The 21,814-nt window shown below is 59.0% G+C and carries 16 protein-coding genes; 10 read left to right on the top strand and 6 right to left on the bottom strand.

Features of this window, described 5'->3' with window-relative positions; genetic code table 11:
* The first annotated feature begins 69 nt into the window (after nucleotides 1-69).
* From ACIF4X_RS00080 to ACIF4X_RS00065, 4 genes are all read left to right on the top strand, one after another.
* Entirely contained in the window at nucleotides 70-1,650 is a 1,581-nt protein-coding gene (locus ACIF4X_RS00080; protein WP_397480408.1) for an arylsulfatase, read from the top strand.
* A 191-nt stretch (nucleotides 1,651-1,841) separates the two neighbouring features.
* The gene (locus tag ACIF4X_RS00075; RefSeq protein ID WP_397480407.1) at nucleotides 1,842-4,346 is read left to right on the top strand and encodes a fused MFS/spermidine synthase; all 2,505 of its coding nucleotides are present in this window, start codon (nucleotides 1,842-1,844) and stop codon (nucleotides 4,344-4,346) included.
* 100 nt (nucleotides 4,347-4,446) lie between these two features.
* Entirely contained in the window at nucleotides 4,447-6,075 is a 1,629-nt protein-coding gene (locus ACIF4X_RS00070) for a J domain-containing protein (protein ID WP_397480406.1), read from the top strand.
* The gene (locus tag ACIF4X_RS00065; protein ID WP_397480405.1) at nucleotides 6,072-7,067 is read left to right on the top strand and encodes a DUF3829 domain-containing protein; all 996 of its coding nucleotides are present in this window, start codon (nucleotides 6,072-6,074) and stop codon (nucleotides 7,065-7,067) included. Before ACIF4X_RS00070 ends, ACIF4X_RS00065 begins: the two co-directional genes overlap by 4 nt.
* Nucleotides 7,068-7,116: 49 nt before the next feature.
* Here the strand turns inward: ACIF4X_RS00065 and ACIF4X_RS00060 are convergent, their stop codons facing one another.
* Complete coding sequence (locus ACIF4X_RS00060; protein ID WP_397480404.1) at nucleotides 7,117-7,791, bottom strand: DUF3313 domain-containing protein; 675 nt, start codon at nucleotides 7,789-7,791, stop codon at nucleotides 7,117-7,119.
* 211 nt (nucleotides 7,792-8,002) lie between these two features.
* Between ACIF4X_RS00060 and ACIF4X_RS00055 the strand changes: the two genes are divergently transcribed.
* Complete coding sequence (locus ACIF4X_RS00055; RefSeq protein ID WP_397480403.1) at nucleotides 8,003-10,369, top strand: tetratricopeptide repeat protein; 2,367 nt, start codon at nucleotides 8,003-8,005, stop codon at nucleotides 10,367-10,369.
* 214 nt (nucleotides 10,370-10,583) lie between these two features.
* Here the strand turns inward: ACIF4X_RS00055 and ACIF4X_RS00050 are convergent, their stop codons facing one another.
* The 3 genes from ACIF4X_RS00050 to ACIF4X_RS00040 form a co-directional block, all read right to left on the bottom strand.
* Nucleotides 10,584-11,558 carry a hypothetical protein gene (locus ACIF4X_RS00050; RefSeq protein ID WP_397480402.1) on the bottom strand — a complete coding sequence of 325 codons (975 nt, stop codon included), beginning with the start codon at nucleotides 11,556-11,558 and terminating at the stop codon, nucleotides 10,584-10,586.
* 153 nt (nucleotides 11,559-11,711) lie between these two features.
* Nucleotides 11,712-12,191 carry a DUF934 domain-containing protein gene (locus tag ACIF4X_RS00045; RefSeq protein WP_397480401.1) on the bottom strand — a complete coding sequence of 160 codons (480 nt, stop codon included), beginning with the start codon at nucleotides 12,189-12,191 and terminating at the stop codon, nucleotides 11,712-11,714.
* Complete coding sequence (locus ACIF4X_RS00040; RefSeq protein ID WP_397480400.1) at nucleotides 12,188-13,861, bottom strand: nitrite/sulfite reductase; 1,674 nt, start codon at nucleotides 13,859-13,861, stop codon at nucleotides 12,188-12,190. The genes ACIF4X_RS00045 and ACIF4X_RS00040 overlap by 4 nt, the downstream gene beginning before the upstream one ends.
* 339 nt (nucleotides 13,862-14,200) lie before the next feature.
* Between ACIF4X_RS00040 and ccoN the strand changes: the two genes are divergently transcribed.
* Together ccoN and ACIF4X_RS00030 are read left to right on the top strand one after the other, a co-directional pair.
* The gene (gene ccoN / locus ACIF4X_RS00035) at nucleotides 14,201-15,628 is read left to right on the top strand and encodes a cytochrome-c oxidase, cbb3-type subunit I (protein ID WP_397480399.1); all 1,428 of its coding nucleotides are present in this window, start codon (nucleotides 14,201-14,203) and stop codon (nucleotides 15,626-15,628) included.
* Nucleotides 15,629-15,646: 18 nt separating this feature from the next.
* Nucleotides 15,647-15,865: a hypothetical protein gene (locus tag ACIF4X_RS00030; protein WP_016983187.1), complete on the top strand. Its 219-nt coding sequence runs from the start codon at nucleotides 15,647-15,649 to the stop codon at nucleotides 15,863-15,865.
* 191 nt (nucleotides 15,866-16,056) lie between these two features.
* Here the strand turns inward: ACIF4X_RS00030 and ACIF4X_RS00025 are convergent, their stop codons facing one another.
* A complete protein-coding gene (locus tag ACIF4X_RS00025; protein ID WP_397480398.1) occupies nucleotides 16,057-16,548 on the bottom strand; it encodes a hypothetical protein in 492 nt (163 codons plus the stop codon).
* Between the two features lie 212 nt (nucleotides 16,549-16,760).
* Here ACIF4X_RS00025 and ACIF4X_RS00020 point away from each other — a divergent pair, with 212 nt between their 5' ends.
* Nucleotides 16,761-17,453: an aspartate/glutamate racemase family protein gene (locus ACIF4X_RS00020; protein ID WP_397480397.1), complete on the top strand. Its 693-nt coding sequence runs from the start codon at nucleotides 16,761-16,763 to the stop codon at nucleotides 17,451-17,453.
* A 1-nt stretch (nucleotide 17,454) separates the two neighbouring features.
* Here the strand turns inward: ACIF4X_RS00020 and ACIF4X_RS00015 are convergent, their stop codons facing one another.
* A complete protein-coding gene (locus ACIF4X_RS00015) occupies nucleotides 17,455-17,973 on the bottom strand; it encodes a GNAT family N-acetyltransferase (protein ID WP_397480396.1) in 519 nt (172 codons plus the stop codon).
* Nucleotides 17,974-18,278: 305 nt separating this feature from the next.
* On the opposite strand from ACIF4X_RS00015, the gene ACIF4X_RS00010 reads away from it, so the two are divergent.
* Entirely contained in the window at nucleotides 18,279-21,182 is a 2,904-nt protein-coding gene (locus ACIF4X_RS00010; RefSeq protein WP_397480395.1) for a hypothetical protein, read from the top strand.
* A gap of 341 nt (nucleotides 21,183-21,523) precedes the next feature.
* Nucleotides 21,524-21,646, top strand: a complete 123-nt coding sequence (locus ACIF4X_RS00005) for a hypothetical protein (RefSeq protein WP_397480394.1) — start codon at nucleotides 21,524-21,526, stop codon at nucleotides 21,644-21,646.
* The last annotated feature ends 168 nt before the right edge of the window (nucleotides 21,647-21,814 follow it).

The following is a 21,814-nucleotide window of genomic DNA, read 5'->3' as shown; positions in this document are numbered from 1 at the left end:
AAAGCGTGATGCAGGACTGCAATAAACGTTAGTCGCAATAAACGACCCCCGCGAAAAGGAGCAAGTCAGATGACTCGCATACGCAAATGGCTACCGAAACTCGCCTTGGTGGCGACTTCGGTCATGGCGCTTTCGGCTACGGCCACGGCGGCTGAAAAACCCAACATTCTGGTGATCTTCGGCGATGACATCGGCCAGACCAATATCAGCGCCTATTCGATGGGGGTGGTGGGCTACAAGACCCCGAACATCGACCGCATCGCCAAAGAAGGCATGATGTTCACCGATTACTATGCGGAGAACAGTTGCACGGCTGGGCGATCCTCGTTCATTACCGGGCAGACGCCGCTGCGTACCGGTCTTTCGAAAGTGGGCTTGCCGGGCGCAACGGTCGGCCTGCAGAAACGTGACATCACCATCGCTCAAGCGTTGAAATCGCAAGGTTACGCCACCGGCCAGTTCGGCAAGAACCACCTCGGTGACCGTGACGAATATCTGCCGACCAACCACGGTTTCGACGAGTTCTTCGGCAACCTGTACCACCTCAACGCCGAAGAAGAACCGGAACGCGAGAACTGGCCCAAGGACAACCCCGAGTTCACCAAAGCCTTTACCCCGCGCGGCGTGATCCACAGTTTCGCCGATGGCAAGATCGAAGACACCGGCGCGCTGACCACCAAGCGCATGGAAACCATCGACGACGAAACCACCGCCGCAGCTCAGGCGTTTATCGAGAAGCAGGCCAAGGCCGACAAGCCGTTCTTCGTGTGGATGAACACCACGCGCATGCACTTGTTCACTCATGTGCGTGATTCAATGAAGGGCCAGAGCGGCATGGCCGGCAACGAGTACGCCGACGGCATGCTCGAGCACGACGGCGACGTCGGCAAACTGCTGAAAACCCTCGATGACCTGAAAATCACCGACAACACCATCGTCGTCTACACCACCGATAACGGCCCGAACCAGTTCTCCTGGCCGGACGCCGCCACCACCCCCTTCCGTAACGAGAAAAACTCGAACTGGGAAGGTGCGTTCCGGGTTCCGGCAATGGTGCGCTGGCCAGGCAAGATCAAACCGGGTGAAGTCTCCAACGAGATGTTCTCCGGTCTGGACTGGTTCCCGACACTGCTCGCCGCTGCCGGTGATGCTGGGGTGAAAGACAAGTTGCTCAAAGGTTGGGCACCAGCGTCCGGCGGCGCCAACTATAAGGTGCATCTGGACGGGTACAACCAACTGCCATACCTGACCGGCCAGCAACCCAAGGGTGAACGCAAAGAGTTCTACTATTTCAACGACGATGGCGTGCTGGTGTCGATGCGTTACGACAACTGGAAAGCGGTCTTCTGCGAACAGCGTGAACCGGGCGGCTTTAAAGTCTGGAGCGAGCCATTTGTATGCCTGCGCGTGCCGAAGATTTTCAACCTGCGCATGGATCCGTATGAACGTGCCGACGTCGTTTCCGACCAGTACTCTGACTGGACGACCAAGAACGTTTATCTGACCGAGGTCGCCGTGATGAAGTCCGCCGCATTCCTGCAGACTTTCGTCGATTACCCACCTAGCCAGAAACCGGCCAGCTTCAGCATCGACCAGATCCGTGCTGCGGTGGACGCGAAAATCGCTGAAAAAATGAAAGCTGCACAGTAAAACCGCTGGACTGCCGTTCGCCCTCACCGGCGGACGGCCTTATTGATCGTTCCCACGCTCTGCGTGGGAACGCAGCCCGGGACGCTCCGCGTCCTTTGCCGAAGCGGACGCGGAGCGTCCAATGAGGCATTCCCACGCAGAGCGTGGGAACGATCAGCCAGTCACCATGACTTTTGAATTAAGGCCTTCGCATGTCCTCACGTATCGCCAGCAAGCCATCGGCCATACCCGCTTCGCACACCACCGCCCCAGCCTTGCTGATCCCCGCCCTGCTGCTGTGCATCTCCGGCACTGCGGCGCTGGTCTATCAGGTGCTGTGGATCAAGCAACTGTCGCTGGTGGTCGGGGTCGAGGTGTACGCGATCACCACCGGCATCAGCGCGTTTTTCGCAGGCCTGGCGATCGGTGGCTGGCTGTTCGGGCGTTGGGCAGACCGTGTGCAGCAGCCGGTTCTGCTGTATGCCGGGCTGGAAGTGCTGGTGGCGATTCTCGGCGTCGGCGCGACCGTGGCCATGAGCCTGGCGGCCAGTCCGTTTGCCTGGCTGCAAGAGCATGTCGGCCTGCTCGCGTGGGTATTGCCGTTTGCATTGGTCGGTTTGCCGGCGGTGTTGATGGGCGGCACCCTGCCGGTACTGGTGCGTTCGCTCGCCGCCGATCCGGGCAAGGCTGGCGGTCAGTTGTATGCGGCCAATACCTTGGGGGCGATTGTCGGCACCCTGCTCGCCGCGTTTGTGTTGATCGCCAGCCTCGGCGTCCGTGGCAGCGCGTTGTTCGCGGCGATGCTCAATCTGCTGGCAGCCATCGGCGCGTTATGGCTGGCCCGGCAGCATCCGGTGCCAGTGGCAACCCTCGCTAAACATCATGCGGAAAAAGCCCCGGATCGCAGCGCGCTGTGGCTGTATTCCATCGCCGGTGGCGTGGCGCTCGGTTATGAGGTGGTCTGGTCGCAATCGATCGTGCAGTTCATGAGCACCCGCACCTACGCGTTTGCCGTGGTACTGGCGACTTATCTGACCGGGCTGTTTATCGGCAGCGCCCTGCTCGCGCGCCGGGTTGAGCGCATCCGCGATCCGTGGGGCGTGTTCGGCCTGCTGATTGCCGGCGCCGGGCTGCTCGCGTTGCTGGAAATTGCCGTGCTCGGGCGCTGGCTGGTGATCGCGCAAAGTCAGGCGGAAATGTGGCTGTTGAGCCTCGGCGCCAGTGAGTTGGCCGGCATGAGTGCACGCTTTGCAGTGGCAGCGTTGAGCATCGTGTTTGTGCCGACGCTGTTGCTGGGGGCGGCGTTTCCGCTGGCCTTGCGCCTGAGTGTCGGCCATGAACGCGTAGGCCGGGATGTGGGTGCCGTGGTCGCTTTCAATACCCTCGGCGGGATCGTCGGGGTGATGCTCTGCGGCTTCTTGTTGATCCCGCTGCTGGGGCTCGTGCGAACCTTGGGCCTGCTGGCGATTATCGCCGCCGGCATCGGCTATTTTGCCGTGCGCAAAGGTCATCACGTCAAGAAAGGCCGGCGTCAGGCCGTGGTTGCCCTCGGTTTGCTCGCGGTTGCTCTTGCCGTGTTCACCCCGGTCGACAAACTTGCCAGCCTGTTGCCCGGTGCGCGCAACGGCAGCCTGGCGTTCTACGAAGAAGGCCGTGGCGGTACGGTGGCGGTGGTTGCTCAAGGTCGCGGCGACAACACCTTCCACCGTTTGTACATTCAAGGCGTATCGAACACCGGTGATGCCATGCCGTCGCTGCGCTATATGCGCATTCAGGCACTGTTGCCGCTGCTGATCCACAACGGTGAGCCACGCTCGACACTGGTGATCGGTTTCGGCACCGGCATCACCGCCGGCGCCATGTTGCGCTATCCGGGGCTGGAACATCGGGTGGTCGCCGAGTTGCTGCCATCGGTGGTCAAAGCCGCGCCGCTGTTCAAGGGCAACTTCAACGCCGCCAGCGATCCCGGCGTCGATGTACGTCTGCGCGACGGGCGTCAGGAACTGCTGCGCAGCGCGCAAACCTACGACCTCATCACCCTCGAACCGCCACCGCCTTCTGCGGCGGGTGTGGTCAATCTTTATTCGCGGGACTTCTACCAGTTGGCTGCCAGTCGCCTGGAAAACAAAGGCATCGTCGCCCAGTGGCTGCCGTTACCGACGCAGAACATTGACGACTCGCGTTCGCTGGTGCGCAGTTTCCTTGACGTGTTCCCGCATGCATCGCTGTGGACCAGCGAGTTCCACGAGATGTTGCTGGTCGGTTCGCTGCAGCCGATGGAACTGGACGCCGCGAAAATCACCGCGCGTTTCCAGCAGGACAGCGTGCGCAGCACCTTGCAGGATGTCGGCATCGGCTCGGCGGCTGCGCTGCTGGCGACCTGGCTCACCGATCGCTCCGGGCTTGAGCGCTTTGCCGCCGATGCGCCAGCAGTGACCGACGATCAACCGCGCATCGAATACGCGCCGTGGGTGCGCAGCAAGGAAATCACACGAGTGTTGCCGGCACTGTTGGACCTGTATCAAGCGCCGCCACTGGTGAATGCCGACGCCGGTTTCAATGAACGTATGGAAACCCATCGCCAGCGCCTGATGCAGTTCTATCGCGCCAGCCTGCATGCCTATGACGACGACCGCGATGCCTGGGCGCGGGATATCGGCGAGGTGATGCGCGGCGATGGCGGCAACCCGTATTTCCGCTGGTTCGTCGGCAAATAAACAACGGCTGAGGACTTTTCGACGCGAAACAGGTAGGGTGCGCACAATCAAAGTGCCACCACTGGACCGCGTCGAAGGTTTTCATGGAGTTGTACACGCAATGAGTTGCTGGACCGTCCTTGGCCTCACGGCCGACGCCGATACGCGCAGTATCAAACGCCAATACGCTGCCCTGCTCAAACAGACCCGTCCCGACGAAGACGCCGAGGGCTTCCAGCGCCTGCGTGACGCCTACGAGCAAGCCCTGCATTACAAGGAATGGGCGCAGGCCAGCGAAGACACGGATAGCGAAAACGACAGCTGGGACCTGACCGGCCTGACCGTGGTCGAGGTCGATGCCTTGCAGCAGGCGACGCGCGCTCTGCACGACACCAGCCTTGCACAATTGCAACAGCGCCACGCCCTCGCCCTTGAGCAGGGTTGCGCGCATATCCTCGAAGAGACCCTGCTGCAGCATTGCATCGAGCACCCTGAAACGTCGGCGTCGATGGTCGACTGGGCGGTGCAGACCTATCACTGGTTCAGTGCCTGGCAACGGCTTGAGCTGGATGAAGAGTCGATCGAACTGCTGCTCGATCAGCAGCGGGAGCGCATGACTCGACCGCTGCGTGACGCCCTCGAACGTGAGGACAGTGCGGCCTTTTTGCAGGCCTACGCACAGTGCGCGCAATGCCTGTGGCTTGAGGCTGAAGTTCACCGGCTGTGGTTCAACCTGTTCCTGAGTCGATTGCTACTGGACAGCGAATACTGGTCCTCCGCTATTTTCGAACAGGTTTGTGCGGGCCAGGGCTGGCATTCCGGCCCGGCCAACCGTTGCCCGCAAGACGAATGGAAGCGACTGGTCGCGCGCCATGACGCACCGCTTTTTATCGCCCGACAGCGTCAACTCGCCGAAGCGCCGCCCGCCACTGCCGAACACCGCGCCGCGCGCCTGTTACTCGGCAGCGGCCCGTTCAGCCAGCGTCGCGCATTGGCCCGGCGCCTGCGTGAGAAAGATTGGGAGCATTGCCGACATTTGAGTTCGGCGCTGTATGCCAATCATCCAAGGGTCTGCGCAGAGCTACCCGGGGGCACCGCGTTTTTCTGGCGCGACTGGGAGCTGAGCCGTGGCGAATGGCCGACCTACGTTGGCGTGGTGCTGGCCTGTCTGATCGGTGCGTTTACTCATTTCATCCCGCTGGGGCTGCGTGTCACCGGGCTGATCAATATCGTCATGACCTCAACGATCGTGTTTGGCGTGATCGCTGCGGGCATCAACTGGCTGACTCACGAACTGGCGCACACCCATTGGCTGCTGGATGACCGCCTCAGCGCGCGGTTGTGGCCGGGTTTCGCCAAGGACGCTGCGCCGTTCGGCATACTGCGCGATCTGATTCCGTGCGCATTGATGGTGGCCGGGCTCAGCTGGTTTTTCGGCCCCATCGCTGGCGTCGTCTATGCCGCCACACTGGCCTGCGTGGGTTTGATCCGTCGCCGTCAGGTCAAACCACACACGTCCTGGGAAAAGACCAACCTGCCGGTGAAAATCGGCCTGACGCTACTCGGGGTTGTCGCCCTGGTGCTGGTGCTGGGCGTGTTCAAAGTGGCCGCCAGCCAAGGCACGGTCAATCGCAATCAGGGTCTGCAACCCTGGGCCGAGCGCTTGTGTAGCCGGTTGCCGGCGAGTTCTTTCGATTGCGGCGCTCCGGCCACCCGCGAGCAGTGGTATCCCGCGGAGGCACGGCCATGACGTCGAGATTCATGTTTGTCAGCGGCGTAGTGGTCGTTCTGGTGGTGCTGGGTCTGACGAGCGCGACCCGGCCGTTCCTGAAACTCGACCTGTGGCTTGATCAGCGCGAATCAGCGGTGACTGCACAGGCCAACGCGATAAGTCCGATCATTGCATGCGTCAACCGTGTCGATGTGCACTGGCGCAACGCATACGACAAATTCGAACGTCCGCGACCAACAAGTGATGCATTCGGGCATTATCTTGCTGAGGCACGGGATTTCGACAACACGGATGCGTACACCGTGCATGACATCCAAAAGGATCTCTGCCTCGGTCATATCAACGAAAAACTCGAACTCTTGGCCTATCAGCCAGTGCTTTCGCAAAAAGTCCGTGACTACGCGCAAGCATTGCAGGGGGCAGCGGTGATCTTTACGCCGGAGCGACTCGACAGAAGTGCGAACTTTTATGCCACGCCGCTCGCCCGGTTGTCACAGGGCTCAGGGCAAATCCAGGCCGCCAGCAATGCCTACATCAACGCATCGACAGCCTTGCGAGAAGAACTGCTGCCACTGGACGTGGCACAGCGCCCCGAACAGCTCAAACGGCTGGAGGCACGCGTAGGCAAGGAGATCCACTGGTCACTGCTGGCGTACATGATTCAGGCCCGGGAAACACTTGAGCGGCTGGAAAACGGAATGAAACACCGCACCCTGACCCCACAAGTCGTGGCCGATACCACCGCCGATCTGCTGCTGGCGTGGAATCGCCGCCAGCCGTTCATCGGGCTACGCGAGGGTGGATTTCGAAACAAGGACGATGACGCGCGGGAGTTGTGGCAACACATCAGTGAGCCATCGAAAAACTATCTCGACGCACTGAACACCCTGCACAAGGACTGGCAAGACCGCGCCGAACCGCAACGCTTGAGCGACGATTACTACGCCGTCACCCGGGGGTACGACGCCCTGCTCAGCCAATACAACCGCCAGGCACGCGCCAACTTCTGAGGGTGTGCACAGGCCGGACGGTCCTCACGGACGATCCGGCCTCGTACGCTTACTTGCCGGCCTTGAGCTTCAGATACGACTGACGCATGTCTGAGGCCCAGCCATCGATCACTGGCTTGACGTCATTGGCCGACATCGCCTGCGTGTCATTTTCCAACGGCTTGCCGGTGCCTTTGCGCACCACTTGCGAGATAACCTTGTTGCTCGCGCCATCGAGGAACACCGCTTCGGTGGCCAGGGTGGTTTCCTGATCGCGAATACCGCTGGCCGTGCTGACCGCTGCCGCCACCAAGGCAATCGGAATCACTTCATACGCGTGCAGGCCTTCGGTCTTGCTGCTCACGGCGGTGATCGCCGCACGCACCACAATTACACCTGGACCGGGGCCAGTCGCCAACGGCAGGTCTTTGCCGATTTCACGCTTGAGCGCCTGATCGTAGTAGGAAGTGATGCCATTGAGGGTTTGCTGGGAGATCTTCGCGGTCGGTTGCGGTTTCGGGTAAAGCTGGGTTGGTTCGATATAAACGCTGGTGAATTTCTTGATGTCGACCTTCGGATCGATCCAGCGCATCACCTCGGCACCGGACGGCGATTTGGCCTCCTTGAGCTGGCTGTAGTCTTTGAGGAAGCCGGAGTACTCTTTCGGGTCGACGGTTTTGCTGGAACAACCCACCATCGCCACGGTGGCAATGCACAGCGTGCCCATCATCACTGCTAGCTTCATGCTGTAACTCCTGTCAGAAGGCCAAAAACTTTGCCGGGGGAGTTACAGGTATAGCTAAAACCTCAGTAATTGCGATTGCAAAGCACAATATTCACGCAAGGCTGCGTGGCGGATCACAACCGTCATTTGACAGACGCCGGTCATCCGGCAAAGCTGCATCGAGCTTGAACGCACGCCAGACGGCAAATGCACCTGGACTACGGAAGTCGCAATGCCCAAGCATAAAAACAAAGCAGTACAACCTGACCCTGATTCGACTCAATCTTCACCCTCAAACTATCTGTTTCCGATCACCATTGGCGTGCTGCTGGCCGCTGTCGTGGGCATCGGCTGGTTTCTGTTCAGCCCTGCGCAGGCCCCGGTCCCGGTGAAACCTGCGCCAGTCAGCGCCCCCGTTGCCGCCCCTGCCAAGCCGCAAGCCGTGCTCACAAGCAAACCGGCGACGATGGTCGATGAACAACAATGCCAGGGCTGCCACAGCGAACAGGTCAAGGACTGGCAAGGCTCGCATCACCAACTGGCGATGCAGCCGGCGAACGCTGAAACGATGCTCGGCGATTTCAACAACATCACCTTCAAAGCCGAAAACGAGACCACGCGTTTCTCGCGCAAGGGCGATGAATTCTGGGTCAATACCCCCGGCATCGACGGCAAGAATGTCGACTTCAAAGTGGCATATACCTTCGGCATCGCGCCGCTGCAGCAATACCTGATCGAGGTCGGCGAAGGTCGCTTGCAGGCGCTCGGCGTGGCATGGGATACCGAGAAACACCGCTGGTTTCACCTCTACTCCGGCCAGGGCGTGAACTTCAAGAACCCGCTGCACTGGAGCAAGCCAAGTCAGAACGCCAACTTCATGTGCGTTGAGTGCCACACCACTGGGTTCAAGCGCAATTTCGATGCGCCGAGCAACACCTTCAACAGCCAGTGGAACAGCCTCGGTGTCGGTTGCCAGGCGTGCCACGGTCCGGCTTCGAATCACCTGGAATGGACGCAGAAAAAAACCGATCTGATCCATCAGGGTTTTGACGTCGACCTCAAGGACAAGAACGCCACCGTCGAGATCGAAACCTGCGCCCGTTGCCACGCGCGGCGTGCGCCGCTGGGCGATGGCTACACCGTCGGCAAGCGCTTGATGGACGACTACCTGCCGAGCACCCTCACCCGCGAGCTGTATGCGCTGGACGGCAAGATCAAGGATGAAGTGTTCGAACACGGCTCGTTCCTGCAAAGCAAAATGTTCGACAAGGGCGTGCGGTGCAGCAACTGCCACAACCCGCACAGCACCGAACTGAAAGCACCGGGCAACGCGGTATGCCTGCAATGCCACAACACCGCCGGCAAGACTCCGATCGAAGGCGTTGACGGCAAAGGCCTGCAAGCGAAGAACTACGACTCCGTCGAACATACCCGCCACACCATGGGCCAGCCCGGCTCGCAGTGCGTGAATTGTCACATGCCCGGCAAGTTCTACATGGGCAATGACTTCAGGCATGACCACAGCTTCAGCATTCCCGACCCGGAACGGGCGCAAAAACTGGGCACACCTGACGCCTGCCTGACCTGCCATCAGGGCAAGGCTGGCGACAAGGTCACCGCGCAGTTCAAGTTGTGGAGCGCTTCCACCGCGCCGTTGGCACCGCGTTACGACGAAAGCCTTTGGTTGATCCGCAACGGTCAACCGGGTGCTGCGCAGGCGTTGTATGAGCAGTTGCAGCGCAGCAATCTGCCGGCAATTCAGCGCGCAACATTGCTCGCGGAGCTGCCGCTGTATCCGAGTGAGCAAGCGTTGAAGCTGGCCACGCAGGATCTGAAAAACCCGGCGCCGCAGGTGCGCGAAAGTGCGGTGCGGGCGATCAGTGCATTCCTGCCGCCACCGGAGCGTGCGCCGCTGTTGTCGCCGCTGCTCGCTGATCCAGTAAAAGCCGTGCGCATCGTTGCCGCTCGGGACTTGTTGAGTGTTGCGCGCAATAACGGTCTCGGCGCGGCGCAAGCCAATTGGGATGCGGCGATTGCCGAGTACGAAGCGGTACAGAAAAGTCTGCTGGAGCGTGCTGAAGCCAATCTGAATCTTGCGATGCTGTATCAGGCCAGTGGCCGTGGTTCGGAAGTCGAGGACCTGCTGCGTTCAGCACTCAAACGCGACCCGGATTTCTACCCGGCGCTGGTGACGCTGGTGCAATGGCTGGAGGCCAATGGTCGCGGCCAGGAAGCCCAGACGCTGTTGGATGACAGCCTCAAGCAGCATCCGGACGCGGCGCTGTTGCAGCACACCCGTGGCTTGTCGCTGATCCGCGCCGGCAAGACAACCGAAGCCATGTCTGCGCTGAAGAAAGCCGCACAACTGGAACCGCAGAACGCGCAGTACGGTTATGTGCTGGCGGTGGCGCTGCATGAAAGCGGCAAGGTCGATGAGGCGTGTGCGGTGCTGGAAGGTTTGCTCAAGGTGCAACCGGCGAACCGCAATGCGCGGTTGTCGCTGATTCAGTGGTATCTCGACAGTGGGCAGGAGCCAAAGGCGCAGGTGCTGTTGCAGGGCTGGAAGAAGATGAATATGGGGGATCCGGCGCTTAAGTGATTGGCTGGAGATTGGCTTCCCTCACCCTAGCCCTCTCCCAGAGGAAGAGGGGACCGACCGAGTTGTCTGGCGAGTTACACCGACCTGAAAAACCGAGTCGACTATGGATTCAAGGCCGATCGTTCAGGTCGGTGTATCTCTCAAATATCCCACAGTCAGTCCCCTCTCCCTCCGGGAGAGGGTTAGGGTGAGGGGCTTTCAAGGGTTCACCCCATCACCAGGACGAAGTCTCACCACTGCGCAACGCCATCTCCCGCCGGCTGTTGATGTGCATCGCCTTGATCAGCGACACCGTGCCCACCAGCAGAATCGCCGCGCCCAACAGAAAGTCGATGTTGTACAGCTGAAAATCCTGCACCGGCCCGATCAGCAGCACCCGCACGATCGCGGCGCCCAACAGCGTGGCAAGAAAGTCGATCCCCGGCTCATTACGGTAGAACACCAACAGCAACGGCAGGCACAACACCAGCAGCAGCAACAGCACGACTACCTTGAACGAACCCTTGCGCTCGACGCTAAAGGCACATTCGTGCGGGCCGTAAGCCTTGTAATCATCGTCGCGGATCATCGAGTTGTTCTCGTTGATGTAGTCGACGCGGTTGTATTTCTGAATCGGTGTGAAGGTGTTGGACATCTCCATCAGCGTGGTGATGTTCTTGAAGCGCAGGTCGATACGCTCGCTGCCTTTGAGGTAATAAAGCACCGGTTTGTAGCCGTAGCGATAGGTGTCGAAGGGGAATTCGGTGACCTGACCCTGTACACCGATCGGCCGTGGTTCAAGTTCGGCGTAGGCACTTTTGTTGGTGGCGGACAGGTTGCGGCTCAGCGACTGCACCTTGACCTGTTCAAGGAAGATCGGCGTGACGCCGTAGGACCACTGCAACGGTTCCAGTCGCAAACGCAGTTCGTTGCGGCCCAGGTCGTAACGGTTGAAGGTGCGTTCCGAAACCACCAACGAGCCGCTGAGCATGAACTCGCCGCGCAGGTTGTTGGTGACGCGCAAGGTCAGTTGGTCCTTGCCCAGCAACGCCGCCTCCGTGGAGGGCGGCGTGCCGCACCACGCGGTGCTTTCGCCGACGCCGCCGAGCTGGCCGCTGCGGTTTTCCTTGAATACGTAAAAGTAACTGGCCCACAGCGTCACCATTAAAAGCAACGCTGTGAGGCCGAGGATTTTTTTGCCCGGACTCACTGATCAGACTCCCTTCTTCGGTTCCATCGTCCAGCCGAAAACCCGCTGGCGACGGCGACTCTACCAAAAGGCCACCATCGACCCAAGGAAAAATGCCCGAATCATGAGGTTTCTAGGGGTTTCCCCGGTGGTAAAAGCCAGATCAAAAGATCGTCAGCGCCGACGGAACAACGGACGCGGCTCGATCACCGAACGTCCATACAACACGCTCATGCCGGCCAACCCCTTCAGCGCATCCTCGGCGGATTTGTCCTCGCGCACCGCAAAACTGTCGAACCCGCACTGGCGCATATGGCTGAGCTGATCCCGCAAGACATCGCCAATCGCACGCAACTCCCCTGCCCAGCCGAAACGACTGCGCAGCAGATAAGCCTGGCTGTAGGCGCGGCCATCACGAAAACTCGGAAAATCCAGCGCGATCAGCGGTAACGAGACCAGCCACGGCACCAGGCTTTCGACCTCGTCGTCCGGGCCGAGCCATACCGCGTGGGTTGACGGCGATTCCAGCCATTGCGCCAACGGCAGCATCAGCAATCCGTCGGACCTCGGCATTGACGGATCGCGCACCAACGTCCACGGATCGTCCGTCACGATTCGCGCCACACCCTGCTCCAGCCGCAACAGATTATTCATACCGTGGCCTCCAGCGTCTTCGGATAGACCCGTTCCTTGAACGGCTCGAGGCCAATCCGCGCCACGGTGTCGACAAACAATTCCTCATGCTCGCGATAGCGGACAAAGGTGCCGATGATCCGCTCGATCACCTGCGGCACTTCGGCGGCGCTGAACGACGGGCCGATGACTTTGCCCAACGCACTGTGCTTGCCCTGTGCGCCGCCAAGGGTGATCTGATACCACTCGCTGCCGTTTTTATCGACGCCGAGGATGCCGATATTGCCGATGTGGTGATGGCCGCAGGCATTCATGCAGCCGGAGATGTTCAGGCTGATATCGCCCAGATCATGCAGGTAATCGAGGTTGTCGAAGCGCGCTTGAATCGCCTGGGCAATCGGGATCGATTTGGCGTTGGCCAAGGCACAGAAATCGCCACCGGGGCAGGCAATGATGTCGGTCAGCAGGCCGACATTGGCGCTGCCCAGATCGTGTTTGCACGCCAGTTGCCACAGCGCGTAGAGGTCGGTTTTCGCCACGTCGGGCAGGACGATGTTCTGCTCATGGGCGATGCGAATTTCGCCAAAACCGAAACGCTGCGACCAGTCCGCCACCGCCAGCATCTGCACACCGGTCACATCCCCCGGCGGCGAAGCCATGCCCGGTTTGGTCGACAGCACCACGCTGGTGTAACCCGGCACCTTGTGCGGCTGCACATTGCGCGCGACCCAACGAGCGAACGCCGGGCTCTCGGCCAGGCGCGTGCCGAAGTCCAGATCGGTGTCGGTCAGGCTGTGATAAACCGGCGGCACGAAGGCGCTGGCAACGCGTTGGTATTCGGCCTCGGTCAACTGTGCGGGGCCGTCCTTGAGGTGTTGCCATTCCTCCTCGACTTCCTTGGCAAACGCCTCGATGCCCAGTGCCTTGACCAGAATCTTGATTCTCGCCTTGTACTTGTTGTCACGTCGACCGTGACGGTTGTACACCCGCAGAACTGCTTCGACATAGGACAGCAAATGCTGCCAGGGCAAGCCCTCACGAATCTGCAGACCGAGGATCGGCGTGCGCCCCAGGCCACCGCCGACGATCACTCGCAGAAGCATTTGCCCGTCGCGACCGGGGTAAAGATACAGGCCGATGTCATGCATCATGATCGCCGCGCGATCCTGTTTCGCCGAGCAGATGGCGATCTTGAATTTGCGTGGCAAAAACAGGAATTCCGGGTTGATCGTCGACCACTGCCGCAGGATCTCGGCCAGCGGGCGCGGGTCGATCAATTCGTCTGCTGCAACCCCGGCGAAGGCCTCGGTGGTGATGTTGCGCACGCAATTGCCGGACGTCTGGATCGCATGCATGTTGACCTGCGCCAAGCGTTCGAGGATGTCCGGCACCTCGGCCAGTTCGATCCAGTTGAACTGCATGTTCTGCCGCGTGGTGAAGTGGCCGTAACCGCGATCGTAATCGCTGGCGATGCTCGCCAGCGTGCGCATCTGCTCGGCGCTCAAGGTGCCGTAGGGAATCGCTACGCGCAGCATGTAGGCATGTTTTTGCAGGTACAGGCCGTTTTGCAGGCGCAGCGGCAGGAACTCCTCTTCGCTCAATTCCCCGGCCATGAAGCGCTCGACCTGATCGCGAAACTGCGCGACGCGCTCGAACACCAGCGCCCGGTCGTAATCATCGTATTGATACATGCCTGCCACCTCATCAGTTATATCTGTGGGAGCGAGCCTGCTCGCGAATGCGGTGTGTCAGGCAACTGCATTGTTGGCTGACACACCGCATTCGCGAGCAGGCTCGCTCCCACAGTTTTCTTCAGAGCACTATGACGAAGCAGCGCAGCACGTTACAGATTCACCTGAAGCGATAAAAACCATATCAGGGCGCGGCAGAACGCCGCAGTCAGCCCTTCAATCTGATCCGCACAAATGAAAGATTCCTGAGCCTGTTTTGTTTCTGACGGGGTTTCTACAGTGCAGCTCATGCCAGACCGGGTGGCCTGGCAAGACTTTGCAACCGTGGATGAACTGACCATGAGCACAGCAACAATCGGACAGGCTTATAACTACAAGGTCGTCCGCCAATTTGTCATTGCGACGATCTTTTGGGGTGTGGTGGGGATGGCGATGGGCGTGTTGATCGCCTCGCAACTGGTGTGGCCGGAGATGAACCTGGACCTGCCATGGACCACCTTCGGCCGCTTGCGCCCTTTGCACACCAGCCTGGTGATTTTCGGTTTCGCCGGCAGCGCGCAATTCGCCGCCAGTTACTACGCGGTGCAGCGTACTTGCCAGGTACGGCTGTACTCGGACACCCTCGCCGCGTTCACCTTCTGGGGCTGGCAGTCGGTGATCGTGATCATGCTGATCACCCTGCCGATGGGCTACACCACCACCAAGGAATACGCCGAGATCGAATTCTCCGGCGCGGTGTGGATGGCCGTGGTCTGGGTCGCCTACGCCGTGGTGTTCTTCACCACCGTGGTGCAGCGCAAGACCAAGCATATCTACGTCGGCAACTGGTTTTTCGGCGCGTTCATTCTGGTGATCGCCATGCTCCATGTGGTCAATCACCTGTCAATTCCGGTGGACTGGTTCAAGTCCTATCCGGTGTATTCCGGCGCCACCGATGCGATGGTGCAATGGTGGTACGGACACAACGCGGTGGGCTTCTTCCTGACCACCGGTTTCCTCGGGATGATGTATTACTTCGTGCCGAAACAGGTCAATCGGCCGGTGTATTCGTATCGCTTGTCGATCGTGCATTTCTGGGCGCTGATCACCCTGTACATCTGGGCCGGCCCGCACCATTTGCACTACACCGCGCTGCCGGACTGGGCGCAGTCGCTGGGCATGGCCATGTCGCTGATCCTGCTGGCGCCGAGCTGGGGCGGGATGATCAACGGCATGATGACCTTGTCCGGTGCCTGGCATAAGTTGCGCACCGACCCGATCCTGCGCTTCCTCGTGCTGTCACTGGCGTTCTACGGCATGTCGACCTTCGAAGGGCCGATGATGGCGATCAAAACCGTTAACGCCCTCTCCCACTACACCGACTGGACCATCGGCCACGTGCACGCCGGCGCCTTGGGCTGGGTGGCGATGATCACCTTCGGCGCGACCTATCACATGGTGCCGAAAGTCTTTGGCCGCGAGCAGATGTACAGCACGCCGCTGATCAACCTGCACTTCTGGCTGGCGACCATTGGCACGGTGTTGTACATCGCCTCGATGTGGGTCAACGGCATCACCCAGGGCCTGATGTGGCGAGCGATCAACGAGGACGGCACGCTGACCTATTCGTTTGTCGAGGCGCTGCAGGCCAGTCATCCGGGGTTCATCGTGCGCTTTGCCGGCGGGGTGTTCTTCCTCACCGGGATGTTGCTGATGGCTTACAACGTGTGGCGCACGGTGCGGGTCCCCGACGTCGCGCTGGCCCACCGTGAAGCGCAGATCGCCTGAGGCAGGGAGCCGCTCGTGATGGAGATTTTCTTTGATGTGTTGGGTGTGGTGTTTCTGTGGCTGGCAGTGGAGTACTGCTTGCGGCGGGAGACGGCGGACAGCCTGGATGAAGCGAGCATGGTGCCGTTTGCCGATGACCCGGAGGTGGCGCGGCGGGTGGAGCTGGCCACTGGCAAAACCGTGAAAGCGGTGGCGCCGGAGGTGGCGAAGCCGGGGTGGGTCAATCTCGATATGTGAGGGGTGTCAGAGGGGCTGCCCTCACCCTAGCCCTCTCCCAGAGGGCTAGGGAACTGACCGGGTTGTTTGTTCGTGTTACGTCGACCTGAAATATCAAGTCGAACTCAGGTTTTGGCCATCCCCCAATCGGCTCCCTTTCCCCCTCGCCCCCTTGGGGGAGAGGGCTGGGGTGAGGGGGTAAGCTCTTGATCTTAACTACGGTCGCGAGGAATCAGACTCTGCAACTGCTGGGCGAGAAAGTTGGCGTCGAAAGCAAACGTATCCGGATCCTTCAGCCCATTGGTCTTGCGCCACTGCCACTCACCATTCGCCAATCCCACCAGCGAAATGCTGCCATAACGCGCCGCCGTCAGTCCCATCACCGCCAGTGAAATCTGCCCGCCACTGCCCATCACATCCGGCACGAACTCCACCGGTTTGCCGGCAATCACAATGCTCAGCTTTTCCGTCTTGAACGTGGACGTCTCCACCGGGTTGCTCGGCCCGAACGCGACATACGCCTCACGACTCACCTCCAGCAGATTCGGCGCCTGCACCGGTTCCAGCCATTGCTGAATATCGCCGAACAGCGCAGTTATCCGCGTGGCCCAAGCAGCCGATTGCGTCTCGAACAGTTGTTTCTTGTGCGCTTCACTCTCGGCGTAGTGACGAAGCATTTCGCCCAATTGTTGTACGTCGTCCATAGCGGTGTTCCTCGGAAAGGAGCTGCAAAGGTCGATAGTGGCAGATACCAGCCCCGGCGTACGTTTAACCTGCAGCATGCCCGATGAAGCACCATGACACTTGCGTGAAAGATCAGCAGTACAGTCACTTGTCGCTGGCATCGGATCGCGAACAAAAGGACACTCCGGGCAAACCTGTACGCTCGACACTGTCATTTGCCTGAGGACATCCAATGCGCACCATCGGCCTGATCGGCGGCATGAGCTGGGAATCCAGCGCCGAATATTATCGACTCATCAATCAGCAAGTCCGTGATCGTCTCGGCCCGTTGCGTTCGGCGCAATTGCTGATGTACAGCGTCGATTTCGGTCCGGTCGAGCAGGCCCAACACGCCGGGCGCTGGGACGATGCGGCGGCAATTCTGGTCGATGCCGCACGCAGGCTCGAAGCCGGCGGCGCTGATTGTGTGGTGCTGTGTACCAATACCATGCACAAGGTCGCCGAGCAGATTCAGGCGGCGATCAGCATTCCGTTCCTGCACATCGCAGAGCCGGCCGCGCAGGCTGCGCTGGACATTGATGCCCGCACCGTCGGTTTGCTCGGCACGGCCTTTACCATGGAGCAGGATTTCCTCAAGCAACGCTTGATCGCTCAGGGTTTGACGGTGCTGGTGCCGGACGAAGCCGAGCGCAAGGACGTGCACCGGATCATCTACGACGAACTCTGCGTCGGTGTGATCAGCGATCAGTCGCGACAAATCTATCAGCGGGTGATCGAATCCCTCACCGCGCGTGGCGCGCAGGCGATCATCCTCGGTTGCACGGAAATCGGCCTGTTGCTCAAACCCGAACACAGCGCCCTGCCCCTGCTCGACACCACCGAACTGCATGCGCAGTCGGCGGTGGCGTTCGCCCTGGGCGACTGACTCAGGTTTTCGGACGACTGCGCAGACGGGCCATGCTCAGGGTGTCGACCCATTGCCCGTCGCGCACGGCGTAATCGCGAAACAGGCCTTCGTCCTCGAAACCGAATTTGCGGTAGAGGCCGATGGCCGCTTCGTTATCGGCATAGACCGTGAGTTCGACGCGGTGCAGGTTCATCCAGTTGTCGGCGACCTCCAGCGCCGCCGCCAACAACTTCGAGCCCACGCCTTTGCCCTGCCACGCGACCGCAACGCCCATGCCGAAACTGCCAGCGTGGCTGCGACGAATCCGCGAATAGTGTTCCAGGCCCAGATGGCCGATCACCACGCCCTGATGCAGCGCCACCAGCTTCACCGCCCGCTCGTTATCCGCCAACACCCGCTGACGCCAGACCTCGACGGACTGAAACGGCATCTGCAACACCTGACGCGCCACGGCCGGATCGTTGTACAGCGCGGTGACGGCCTCTACATGGGATTCGTTGAAACGTTCGATGTGAATGGCGGCGTTGTGGTCTGGCATGGCGGATCCTTCCTGGATCGATGTGTGGCTGATCACTCTAAACCGATCAACCGCTGCCTGGCGAATATCAAAATGTGAGAGCCAGGCTGCTGGAGATAACGGTTTGCCAGCGGCATCGTCAGTGCCTGACACCGCGCCTTCGCGAGCAGGCTCGCCGCCGTAAAAGCCCTGAATCTACAACCGTTCGTCAGAAACCCGCCCGCACCTGTCAGATCTGACAGTAGGCAAGCGTCCTGCTCAGGTGTCTGATCAATCCATCCCGGCAGTCCCGCGTATCAGGCGGCCCGACAAAGGAAGGTGCTTTCATGGCAAACGATAAAGTGAACAACGCAGTGCTGGCGCTCTATCCCGGTCAAATCGACGGTGCGACCAGCGATGTAATCAGCGACCCGGCGCCACCGCCAGACGTGCCCGTGCAAGGTGTGCCTTTGAACCTGTTCCGCCCGGTGCTCAATCGCAACGGTGTGTTGGCCGGCGCGGTGAAACTGCGCATCGATCCACCGCCGGTCGACAGCAGCGACGACATTAATGCCATCTCCTTCTGGCTCAACGGAAAAGAAATCCAGCGCACACCGGTCACCCCCGAAAACCGCAACAAACCGTTTTTATTTGATGTATTCCAGGCGGACTTGCTGGACAACGTCGTCAACAAGATCCTCTATAAAGTGCACCGCCCCAGCGGCAACACCGGGACCTCCACAGAGCTATGGGTGCTGTACAGCGCCACCCTGCCCGGCGGCAACGATGTGCCGGAAGATGAAGGCGATGAACACCCTTATCTTCACCTCAACTTCCCCCCCGAACTTGGCGATCCGCCGCGCATCGGCAAGGATGAAGTCGAGACAGGCGTCACCCTTACCGCCGACTATCCATACACGAAAGCCTACGACCGGATTACCCTGGAGATCCGCCGCGAGCGGTTCCTTTTCACCGTCAAACCGGCGGATGTCGGCAAACCGGTTCCGTTGTTCATTGATCCAGACATGTTTCAACTTATCGGCAGTCTGGATGCGTGCCCTTTTTCCTACACCGTGGTCGATCAACTGCTCAATGCTACTCACAAGCGACGCTGGTCGAAGATCAGTCGAGCGGATATCGACCTTGATCGATTGATCCTTGACAAGGCGATTCTGCGTGAAGTCATTGATGACGACATGGATGAACCGGAAATCGTAGATCTGGACAAGATTCTCGGTGACTCACTGTTGGTGGTGGTGCCCCCCAAAGCAGGCGTCCATAAAAAAGGCGATAAAGTTTTGGCGTTGTATCGTTCCACCCAGCCCGATGCGCAATGGGAGCTGGAGGGAACATTTGAAGAAAACTTCGGCGTATTGCTGCCGTGCGTTATGAAACTGGCGAAAGCCGAAGTCATTTCGGGCAGCAAGGTCCAGGTGACGTACCAGCTCAAACGAGGTCTTGAAGTCATTGGCGATTCTAGAGTGGCCAAAGCTGACGTGATTGGCGGCACTGTCGGCGATGACAAACCGGTGATTTCAAGGATCACTGGCTCACCGAGTGGCGAGGACATTCCTGATGGCGGTAATACCGTAGAAACCGCTGTCACGCTGACCGGTGTCGCGAAAAAAGGGGAAAAAGTCGAGGTATTCAGCGGCTCCGTGTCCCACGGCAAACCCGATGTCGATGGCGTCACAGGTATCTGGACGCTGCTCATTCCGGCGCTGGACGAGACAACATACGTTTTCGTGGCGAAGGAGCTGTATGGGGCGGGACAGAGTTCCGATGCCTATACGATTAATGTTGTGGTCATGCAGCCGCCGGTGTTGTTGGCACCCGCGGTCAATCCGATCGATGTGCTGGCTTACGAGCAAGGTGTCACCTTACGCGTTGCGTTTGCGCAAACATTGCCGGGACAACAAGCTCAGCTCAAGGAACGTGATCCGTTGCCGGGGAGTGAACCGTTTCCAGTATTGGCGCTTGATCCGGGCAAGCAGGCTGACTTTGCGCTCGGCTCGGCATTTCTGGTAGCACGCCGGGGAAGCAACAGAAGGTTTTATTGGACGTTGATCAGTGGTGGCAAGCCGATTGGCGATTCGCCGGATTTAGCGTTGGTTATTAATGCCATTGCCGAGAATGATCCGCGGCTGCCGACGCCGAATATTGCCGGGGAGACGGGTGAGGTGCTGGAAACGAATGAACTTGAATCAGACGCCCGGATTCTATCGGCGAAATGGCCTTTGCAGAAGCCGGGGCAACCGCTCTGGATCACGTGTGAAGGTAGTGACAAGAACGGAAATCCGGTTACAGAGGCTGTTCGCAGTGGCGAGCCGAATGATTCGCCAACTGGATTATCGGTGACAGCGCCCGTTGACTGGTTGAAAGCGCTCATGGATGGGACGGATTTGCTGATTAGATGCTTTGTCGGTCTTGATGGTAGTGCTGATAAGAACGCAGCAGTGCCTCTTCCGTTGCGCACTTATAAAATAAGCGCATTCGTGGAGATTCGACCTACGATCACAGGAGTGAAGGACTCAATCCGGGAGAACATTGCAGAGGGCGGAACGACAGCTGATTCCGCAGTTACGTTAAGCGGAACTGCAAGTGCTGGACAGAACATTCAACTCTACGATGGAGCGTCCACGATAGGACCTGTCATCAAGGTTCAGACAAACGGAGATTGGAGTCAGATAATCGATGGATTGACACTCAGAACATACAGTTTTACTGCTGTAGCGAAATATGGTGGCGAACTAGTATCAATACCACCAAGAACGTTGAAAGTTGTTGATTATGTAGAGGAAGATTTTGACGGCGTACCAGTTCAACAACTTTTAAATCGAGGAGATAGAATTGAAACACCAGTGATGACAATCGAGCATTCGGGGACAGGAGGGCAGAATGGAACATCTGGACGCGTCAGCATCATTAACAACCCGACTCCCGGCAGTATTGACGGGAGAGCTTTTAATTGCACACACATGTTTCACGACAACACTGCGCAAATCAAAATCATATTAAAAAAATCAAAATACACGAAGATATCATTTTGGCTGCAAACCAACTCGGTAGGCCAACCACTCGGCACTATTGCCTTCTTAAATAACAGAGTTAAAATCGCAGAAATAAAAACTTCTGCCGGCCTCATGTTCTACGAAAGAAACTTTCAAAACGAATTCAACGAAATTGAATTATATTCTTACAATGGCACCTCAATGAGCTACCTTTTTGATCATATCAGGCTGATAAAATAATCTATCCGAGACTAGCCACGTTTCAGTACCTACTCTTTTCATGGCGGCTATGCGGGGGCTCGAGATCCTTGAGCCTGCTCTGCTAACCTGCGTAAAGCCGCCGTCCTTCTTCGTTGAAAGACGATGTTTAGCGGCTCCATTCCTAACGAGCTTTAACAGGATCAAACCAATCTACAGCCCTGCCGATCCCATGGTCCTTATCTCCTGAACGTCCTAGAACAGCCCCTCGTCTACCTCAACTGCGCCGAAGCCCTAGCCCATCAAGCCCCCTCCGCCATCCGCCCTGAACTCTGCGGCTCCGGTTTCTGGCAGCGACGCAGATGATGAAGAGTCTGGCCAGCTTGGACATTTCATCCGCCAAAGGCCCCGATGTGCAACAACTGGCGCATGCCACCGCGATCTTGTTGCGCGATGGCTGTGATGTGATGGACATGTTGGGCCGGCAGATTCGATTGCGGGTTTGAGGCCAATACTGGAACCTTTGTATTGTGCCCATTCAGTCAGGTTTTCAGCGGCTGGTCGGGCGTTATCGCGAGCAGGCTCACTCCTACATCTATGGTTACCCCCTTTTCTGCAATACTGTTTTTGATGTCGTGTTTGGCTTGCTTTCATCTATCCGGCGTCTGAGTGGG

This window comes from Pseudomonas sp. NPDC085632 (genome assembly GCF_044541255.1).
In the GTDB taxonomy this organism is placed as follows: Bacteria; Pseudomonadota; Gammaproteobacteria; order Pseudomonadales; family Pseudomonadaceae; genus Aquipseudomonas.
This window is presented reverse-complemented; position numbering and strand designations above follow the sequence as displayed.

Excerpts from the sequence above, each read along its gene's own strand:
- ACIF4X_RS00080 (WP_397480408.1), top strand. The coding sequence starts at position 70 with ATGACTCGCATACGCAAATGGCTACCGAAACTCGCCTTGGTGGCGACT.
- ACIF4X_RS00075 (WP_397480407.1), top strand. The coding sequence starts at position 1,842 with ATGTCCTCACGTATCGCCAGCAAGCCATCGGCCATACCCGCTTCGCAC.
- ACIF4X_RS00070 (WP_397480406.1), top strand. The coding sequence starts at position 4,447 with ATGAGTTGCTGGACCGTCCTTGGCCTCACGGCCGACGCCGATACGCGC.
- ACIF4X_RS00065 (WP_397480405.1), top strand. The coding sequence starts at position 6,072 with ATGACGTCGAGATTCATGTTTGTCAGCGGCGTAGTGGTCGTTCTGGTG.
- ACIF4X_RS00060 (WP_397480404.1), bottom strand. The coding sequence starts at position 7,791 with ATGAAGCTAGCAGTGATGATGGGCACGCTGTGCATTGCCACCGTGGCG.
- ACIF4X_RS00055 (WP_397480403.1), top strand. The coding sequence starts at position 8,003 with ATGCCCAAGCATAAAAACAAAGCAGTACAACCTGACCCTGATTCGACT.
- ACIF4X_RS00045 (WP_397480401.1), bottom strand. The coding sequence starts at position 12,191 with ATGAATAATCTGTTGCGGCTGGAGCAGGGTGTGGCGCGAATCGTGACG.
- ACIF4X_RS00040 (WP_397480400.1), bottom strand. The coding sequence starts at position 13,861 with ATGTATCAATACGATGATTACGACCGGGCGCTGGTGTTCGAGCGCGTC.
- ccoN (WP_397480399.1), top strand. The coding sequence starts at position 14,201 with ATGAGCACAGCAACAATCGGACAGGCTTATAACTACAAGGTCGTCCGC.
- ACIF4X_RS00030 (WP_016983187.1), top strand. The coding sequence starts at position 15,647 with ATGGAGATTTTCTTTGATGTGTTGGGTGTGGTGTTTCTGTGGCTGGCA.
- ACIF4X_RS00025 (WP_397480398.1), bottom strand. The coding sequence starts at position 16,548 with ATGGACGACGTACAACAATTGGGCGAAATGCTTCGTCACTACGCCGAG.
- ACIF4X_RS00020 (WP_397480397.1), top strand. The coding sequence starts at position 16,761 with ATGCGCACCATCGGCCTGATCGGCGGCATGAGCTGGGAATCCAGCGCC.
- ACIF4X_RS00015 (WP_397480396.1), bottom strand. The coding sequence starts at position 17,973 with ATGCCAGACCACAACGCCGCCATTCACATCGAACGTTTCAACGAATCC.
- ACIF4X_RS00010 (WP_397480395.1), top strand. The coding sequence starts at position 18,279 with ATGGCAAACGATAAAGTGAACAACGCAGTGCTGGCGCTCTATCCCGGT.